Here is a 7,169-nt window from a genome sequence, read left to right as displayed (position 1 = left end):
CTGAGAGCAGTGTTCTTGTAATATCGCATTCCTGAGGCGACTACAAATTGGTTACAGGTTACAGCTATATACCACAAGCTGTATCATTGGCCTGTCTCATGTACACGCATGCGCGTGCACAGTTTGTCTTGGACCAATGCGTAACCACCCGGATGAGCACAAACCCTCCCGGCTATTTACCATAAATCTTTGTTAATTCACAGTAAGCTACCTCTATTATGTTTTCTTAGGGTGAGCTTTTCTTACCACCGACCTTAGTCTTTTTGCTCATTTAGGGGCAGATTTTAAGTGCTATATGACAAGTTCGAATTTAGAGTTTCCTCTGCATACATCGCTGAATGGTGTCTCCAGCATCATCAATGGGAAAGTCAATGATTTTGCAATCGAGCAATACGTTCGTTATCCCGAATCGCTTGATGGCCTCACTGGCAAAGCTGTTGAAGAAGCCATAGAGAACAGGAAGAAGGAGAAAGTGATTGAACGTTTCTACCGTTCCTTTTACGCAGAGTACGACAAACTGGAAGGCAAAATCTCTTCCAATGTGACGGCATTTGTGTCTTCCCTGTTTGATAAATAGATAACTACCTTATTTCAGATTTTGGGCATACACCACAATGGTGGCGATGCCTGCTGAATTGTACAAGAATCTGACTTCCCCTCGGAGGTCAGGTTTTTTTATGCCCTTTAATTATGCACGCTTGAAGAATTTATCTACAATCCCGGCGGATCTGCCGGCTGGTTTCCAAACAGGTTTGGTGATAACGGGTACGTGCTTTAACTTAGGCAGCAATTGCAAGCATTGTTTTTCAATGCCTTTAAATTTTTACTGTAACGACCCGTATGGAGCCCTAGTGTTTGTATGCATACGATTGATCTGATAATTCTTGTTGTAGTTTTAATAGGCCTGGTGCGCGGCATCATGACGGGTGGTATTCGTCAGGTGCTCAGTTTTACAGGCATTTTTCTGGCTTTCATTGTTGCTGCCCGTACGTCTGATGGTCTCGGCCGGCGCATTGCTGAAGGCATAGGCATCTCTGAGTCGCTGGCCCCTATTGTTGGGTTTGCTGTGATTTTCCTCATCATCCAGGGGCTTGCCTATGGCCTTGCACGGATGCTGGAGAAATTTCTGGAAACGATTAAACTGGGTGCCCTGGACAAAATTCTTGGCGGCGGCATTGGTGTGTTCAAAGCTTCGCTCATGGTGAGCCTGGTGCTGTTTCTTGGCGGTTATGTAGGGATTCCAAACAAGGAAACCCGCGAAGCGTCAGTTTTTTACAACACGGTGTACCCTATTATGCCGGCGACCTGGGAGTTTGTAACTGGCCGGCTTCCTAAAATGAAAGAAGCCGCTGAAGATGCTGCGGATTCCCTAATCGACGATGCCAAGCAGGAAGAAACAGAGCAGGCACCTCCGGAAGAGAATTAAGTACTGGCGAATAGATGCGACCGAAAGGCTGTACAATAATTGTTGCTTTACATGCATAGGTTAGGTGCCCATGCATTGGCATGCATGTCGTCGACTGACTTTTTGATATCGTCTGATCGTTCATGGTCCCCGTTGAACTCAAACTTTCCAATTTTCTCAGCTACGGCGAAGATTCGCAGACGCTAGATTTCTCTCAGTTCCACGTTGCTTGCCTCTCTGGCAAAAACGGGCAGGGGAAGTCAGCGCTGCTGGATGCAATTACATGGGTGCTCTGGGGGCAGGGGCGTAAATCGAGTGGGGGGCATAAGCCCGATGAAGAGCTGTTGCGGATCGGCTCCCGCCGGATGCAAGTAGAGCTTGTTTTTGATGTGGAAGGGGTGCGGTATCGCGTGATGCGAGCGTACCAGCGATCGGCAACCGGCAAAACCAGCAAGGCCACGATGGAATTGCAGGTACTGGACACTGAAACAGCAGAGGGCCGGCCCATCACGCGGTCCAGTATCCGTGAAACAGAGCACGCACTGGATGAAATCCTCGGGCTGGATTACAACACCTTTATCAATTCTGCATTTCTGCTGCAGGGGCGTTCGGACGAGTTTACGAAGAAGAAGCCCAACGAGCGAAAGGAAATTCTTGGCCGCATCCTCAACCTTGGCAAGTACGACCGGCTCGCGTTGATGGCGCGTGATCAGCAGCGCAAGCTGAAAGGAGAACTGGACGTAATCCAGCGTGAAATAGAACGGCTTACTACCGCGCTTGAACCAGAGGAAGAATGGAAAACACAGGCTGCTACTGTTGCCGAAGAACTGTCTGAAAAGCAAGCTGCGCTGGATGGCATGGCAACCGAGGAGGCAGCGCTGGTTGAGCAATTGGGCGCTTTGGAGGCGCAGGCTGTTGCAGCAGCAAATCTTGAGGCTGCTATTAAAAGGTATGTAGCGCAAAAAAATTCCATCGAGCAAGAACGGGTGCAGTTGGAAGAGAAAATTACCCGCGCAAACACACTGACTGCAAAAACGGAAGATATCGAGTTACAATACAAGACCTTCAACAGCCTTGTAGAGGAGCGTGAACAATTGGATTCAAGCCGCGAGGTGTACCGCGGCATCGAGCGTATGATCGCGCAAAAGAAGCAGGCTTTGCAGCAGCTCCAACTTGATATGGAGCAGAAAATCCGCCACATCGAACTCGACTTGAAAAAAGAGCAGCACCAGTTAACCGAAATTGAGCGGCAACTGGAAGAGAAGCCGAAATTTGAGGAAGCGTTGCAAAAAGCAAAAGCAGCGCAGGCGCGGGTTGGCGCAAAGCAGGAAGTGCTCGTGCAGCAAGATGCGCGTAAAGAACAGATCAACAATCTCGAAAAAGCAATCGCCGGAAAGCGCGAATTGGTTGTTGGGCAATTGCAGGGTATGAAAGATCGGCTGGCTACATTGCAAGGCGGCACTGATGAATTAAAGCAACTGACTGCAGAAAAAGAGCGGCTGACCTCGTCACTTGATAAACAAAAAACACTGCTAGCAAGCGTGGAGGTAATTACAAAAGACGGGCAGCAATTGGGTGAGTCGATCAAGTCGCTGGAAGGTGAGTTGGGCATCCTGGTAACGGAGTCTGCGCGCATAGAAAAACAACTGGCTGCGCTCGAAGACCTGGCTACCTCTAAATGCCCAACGTGTGGTACAAGCCTGACCGCATCCCATCGCGAAGAAGTTGCCGGTGAGCTGAAGGGCCAAATCACAACGCTTCAAAACCGAATGTCAGCAAATGAAGCCACCATTACACAGCACAAGCATGAGCGGACAGCCATGCGAGAGACTTTTCGCGAGGTTCGAACTCAATTGGATGCTTTGGAGGGGAGCGGCGAGAAACTTGCCGCTACGGAGCAGAAGTTGGCCTCATTAGCTGCCCAAAATGAAGAACGTCTTGCACTGGAGCAAAAAGTTGGAGCCTCCCAGGCGCAGCTGGATTCTCGCAGTTTTGCTGTTGATGAAATTGAAAAGCTGGCGCGATTGCAGCAAGAATTCGAGGCCCAACAAGGAGGATTGGGTGACCTGGAGGCTGATCGATTCAGTGCAAACCAGGTAGAGCGGTATGAAGAGCAACTACGGGCAGTATTGCTCGCTGAAGGCCGCAAGGAAGTGTTGGTTGAAAAAATAGCCGGCTTGCAGAAACAGATTATACAAGCGCGAGAAAAGCTTGCCCATGGGGCAGATATTGCAGCGTTGAAAGAGGAGACGGAATCGCTTGAGGCACGGTTAAAAGAAGCCGGCTTCAACCCCGACAGGTTTGAGGCGGTGCGCCGGCAAATCAAAACGCTTGAAGAAGCACCCAACGCATTCAAAGACCTGCTGCATGCACGTCAAAACCTGGTGGATTGGCAGGCGCAAAAAGCCAAAATTATGACCCAGGTAACCGAACTTGATACACAAGAAGCTGCAAGCCGCACCCAGTTTGCTGAATTGCAGGAGCAGTTGGCCCGAAAAACTGAATTTGAGACGCAGCTGGGAAGCATGAAGTTGCAACGGCAAAACGCTGAACAGGCAGTGCGGGCACTACAGGTGCATTCTGGTGAGCTTCAGGCAAAATTGTCGCAGGCCAAAGAAGACAGAAGCGCGCGTGCTGCTGGGCGGTCACGTAGTAAAGAACTGAAGCGAGAAGAAAACCTGTACAGCAAGCTACGTCAGGCCTTCAGCAAACAAGGCATACCTTCTCTAATCATCGAACAGGCTCTGCCGGAATTAGAAGACCGCGCCAATGATTTGTTAAACCGCTTGGCTGACGGCAAGATGCGCGTTGGACTCGAAACGCTGCGCGACAAGAAGTCCGGTGGCACAAAAGAAACGCTGGAAATCATTATCACGGATGAACAAGGGGTACCACGCCCTTATGAAACCTTCTCTGGTGGTGAGGCTTTTCGGGTAAACTTTGCGCTTCGGATTGCGCTTTCCCAAATGTTAGCTGAACGGAGTGGCGTGCGCATCCGAACGCTGGGGATCGACGAAGGCTTTGGTACGCAGGATGAAGAAGGTATCCAGAATCTCATCGAGGCCTTGCAGGTCATTCAGGAAGACTTTGACAAAATCCTGGTGATTACCCACCTGGACCGCCTCAAAGAGGCATTCCCTGTTCGCATTGAAGTCGTCAAACATCCTGTAGAAGGTTCACGGTTTACTGTCATGCAGAATTAGGCTTTGTCCCTCAAAAGAACAAGGCCGTATCCTGAGCGACTACGAAGGATCTCTCTATAGCTTTTATCTTTCAGAGCAAGCCTAAGCCTCGCCTCAAAAAAACAAAATAATCTGCCGCATGCATGTTGTCATTCTTGGGGGAGGGCTGTCCGGCCTTACAACTGCGTACCTCTTGCAGTCACATCCGGTAAAGATTTCAATACTTGAAGGCCGCGACCGACTCGGTGGGCGCATATGGACAAAACTGCTGGCCGGCAATACGCGGGCAGAAGCCGGCGCTACCTGGTTTACTAAATCCCATACCCATTTGGCGGCGTTATTGGCTGAGTTAAATATTGGGGATTTTGCCCAGCACGTCTCAGGTACAAGCCTCCTTGCTTCCGCGTTTGACGGAACAGCGGAGCAATTTCAAGTGCCAGAAAGCGAGCCCGCGAGTTTCCGGATAAAAGGGGGAAGCAGCACCCTGATACAGGCGTTAGCCGGTGCTATAGATGGCATCGATATACAACTTTCAACTCCAGTAGCGTCGATAACCTTTGGAGAAAAAGGGTGTGCGCTTTACACCAGCGCGGGTGCAATGGTGGAAGCCGACCTGGTTGTATCTACGTTGCCTCCCAGAATGTTGGCGCACACCGTGGCTTTGTCACCAGGTCCACCAAAACAATGGTTTGATGTTGCGACAAACACGCAAACCTGGATGGGTAATGCCGCCAAGTTTTATGTTGCATATAAACATCCGTTCTGGCGAGATAAAGGGTTTTCCGGGATGGCATTTGGCCATGGCGGTATTATCCCGGAAATGTATGATCACGCGAGCGATGATGAAACAAGTTTTGCGCTGAAAGGCTTCCTGGGCCCACAAGTATATGCGCTATCGCCAAACGCTCGCAGAGATGCAGTACTGCAGCAACTGTCAATGTACTTTGGCGCTGAAGCAAAAGAGGTGTTGGAATATGGGGATATATTGTGGGGGAATGATCCGTTTGCTCGCGTGGCAACGGGGCCTGAATTAATGCCACACCAAAACAATGGCCATCCTTTGCTCAGGCAGCCACTTTATGAGAGGCGTTTAATTGTGAGTGGCGCTGAGACTGCATCGATGTATGCCGGTTACATGGATGGCGCTGTACGCGCAGCCCGGCATGCAGCATCACAGGTGTTGGCCCATCTTTAGTTTTTGGTAGCCCTAATACACGAGGCCAATGTACAGGCCAACGCCTTTTCTGCGAATGGTTGAACTGCCCACCGATGACTCTTCAGCAAGAAATGTGGCCATCAAAGAAAACCCTTCGGTGATCCGGAAGCCGAGGTAGCCGCGCAGTTGGTAAATATTTGGACGCAGGCCGCCCAGCTGGTTGCGGTATTGAAAGGTCGATTGAAGGGAAACGAGGTTTGCCAACAACACACGCACTTCGCCCAGGTATCCAACTTCATAGCTACGCTTCTTTGTATTCAAGTCTTCAAGCGCGCCAAGTCCGTCGTAGGCAAAGTCGCCCATTCTAATTGTTGTTAGCCCGCCAACGCCTACAGCCCTTAGTGCAAAAAAGGAGCGTTCGTTGCCAATGTAGATCGACGGGCCAAGCCTGAGGTTCACCCAGCGAACATCCAGGTCGAGGAAGCCTGATTTGTCGTAATCGATGAGGGTAAGTCCCATGCTGAGTGGGGTGCGCACAAGATCCATATCGATGACGCCTACGCGCCAGCGGAAGTCATAGGTCTTGAGGTCTGCTGACCGCGCGCCGGCAGCAAGGATGGCTGTACGCGCGAGCCCTGTACCTTTTGAGTCCGGATCGATCTGTAATGAGGAGGCAATACGCGAATACATCAACTGGCCATAATAACCCTCGTTATCATAGTCGTAGAAAAACCGCGGAGAAACTTCGATGGCAAGGTCAGGAATGGAGCCGGCAATCTGCGCTGCTGCCCGTTGCTGCGGAAATAAAAGGACCAGCAGGGCACCCATCAAAGAAAAAAATCTATAAAAATATTTCAAGCTAAACCCGGAGGGCATATGCACTGCAGCACACGTTGTGGTTTGAAGGAAGGAGCAATCAATCAGCCTCGTTTTCTGTGTTACTTTCTGTGTTGCTTTTGCTGTCACCTGTTCTGTCTCTTCGCATAATCAACAAGCCGCCCAGAATTAATCCGCCTCCAATTATTTGCAAGAGGGTAATGGATTCTCCAAGCAGCAGGTAGCCACCAATCAAAGCAACAAGTGGGACGAGATTGCCAAATACGGCGGTATGGGTTGCACCTACACGTTTTACTACTATAATCCAGATAGCAACCGCGATACCTGTGGAAAGGCCGCCCGAATAGAGGATCGCTGCCCAGACGGAAAAGGTTACAATCGACCAGTCAATTTGTTCGAAATACGGGATTGCAATACCTAAATTTAACGGAAACGCAAAGAGCAATCCTGCGATGATCAGTATCATCGGGTCAATTTTACTGGTGACAGGCCGGCTGAATGCGGTATAAGAGCCCCACATCATCGCTGCAACAAGCGTAAACAAGTTACCTGCGAAGTAGCTGCCGGAAAGGCTGATGGTTTTACCGCT

6 protein-coding genes are annotated in these 7,169 nt (G+C 50.1%); 4 read left to right on the top strand and 2 right to left on the bottom strand.

Annotated features, from left to right (window positions below; translation table 11 throughout):
* Positions 1 to 295: 295 nt before the first annotated feature.
* The 4 genes from AAF564_24820 (at position 296) to AAF564_24805 (ending at position 5,782) form a co-directional block, all read left to right on the top strand.
* Entirely contained in the window at positions 296 to 577 is a 282-nt protein-coding gene (locus AAF564_24820) for a hypothetical protein (GenBank protein ID MEM8488792.1), read from the top strand.
* 282 nt (positions 578 to 859) lie between these two features.
* The gene (locus AAF564_24815; protein ID MEM8488791.1) at positions 860 to 1,426 is read left to right on the top strand and encodes a CvpA family protein; all 567 of its coding nucleotides are present in this window, start codon (positions 860 to 862) and stop codon (positions 1,424 to 1,426) included.
* 122 nt (positions 1,427 to 1,548) lie between these two features.
* On the top strand, positions 1,549 to 4,608 hold the full coding sequence (locus AAF564_24810) for an SMC family ATPase (GenBank protein ID MEM8488790.1): 3,060 nt from the start codon (positions 1,549 to 1,551) through the stop codon (positions 4,606 to 4,608).
* Between the two features lie 118 nt (positions 4,609 to 4,726).
* Complete coding sequence (locus AAF564_24805) at positions 4,727 to 5,782, top strand: NAD(P)/FAD-dependent oxidoreductase (protein ID MEM8488789.1); 1,056 nt, start codon at positions 4,727 to 4,729, stop codon at positions 5,780 to 5,782.
* Positions 5,783 to 5,794: 12 nt separating this feature from the next.
* On the opposite strand, the gene AAF564_24800 is transcribed toward AAF564_24805, so the two are convergent.
* Entirely contained in the window at positions 5,795 to 6,571 is a 777-nt protein-coding gene (locus tag AAF564_24800; GenBank protein MEM8488788.1) for a hypothetical protein, read from the bottom strand.
* An 88-nt stretch (positions 6,572 to 6,659) separates the two neighbouring features.
* The coding region (locus tag AAF564_24795) for a DMT family transporter (protein ID MEM8488787.1) at positions 6,660 to 7,169 on the bottom strand (510 nt) is incomplete at its 5' end.

Source organism: Bacteroidota bacterium (assembly GCA_039111535.1).
In the GTDB taxonomy this organism is placed as follows: Bacteria; Bacteroidota; Rhodothermia; order Rhodothermales; family JAHQVL01; genus JBCCIM01.
The sequence above is the reverse complement of the archived record's forward strand: the minus strand, read 5'-3'. Positions and strand labels throughout refer to the sequence as shown.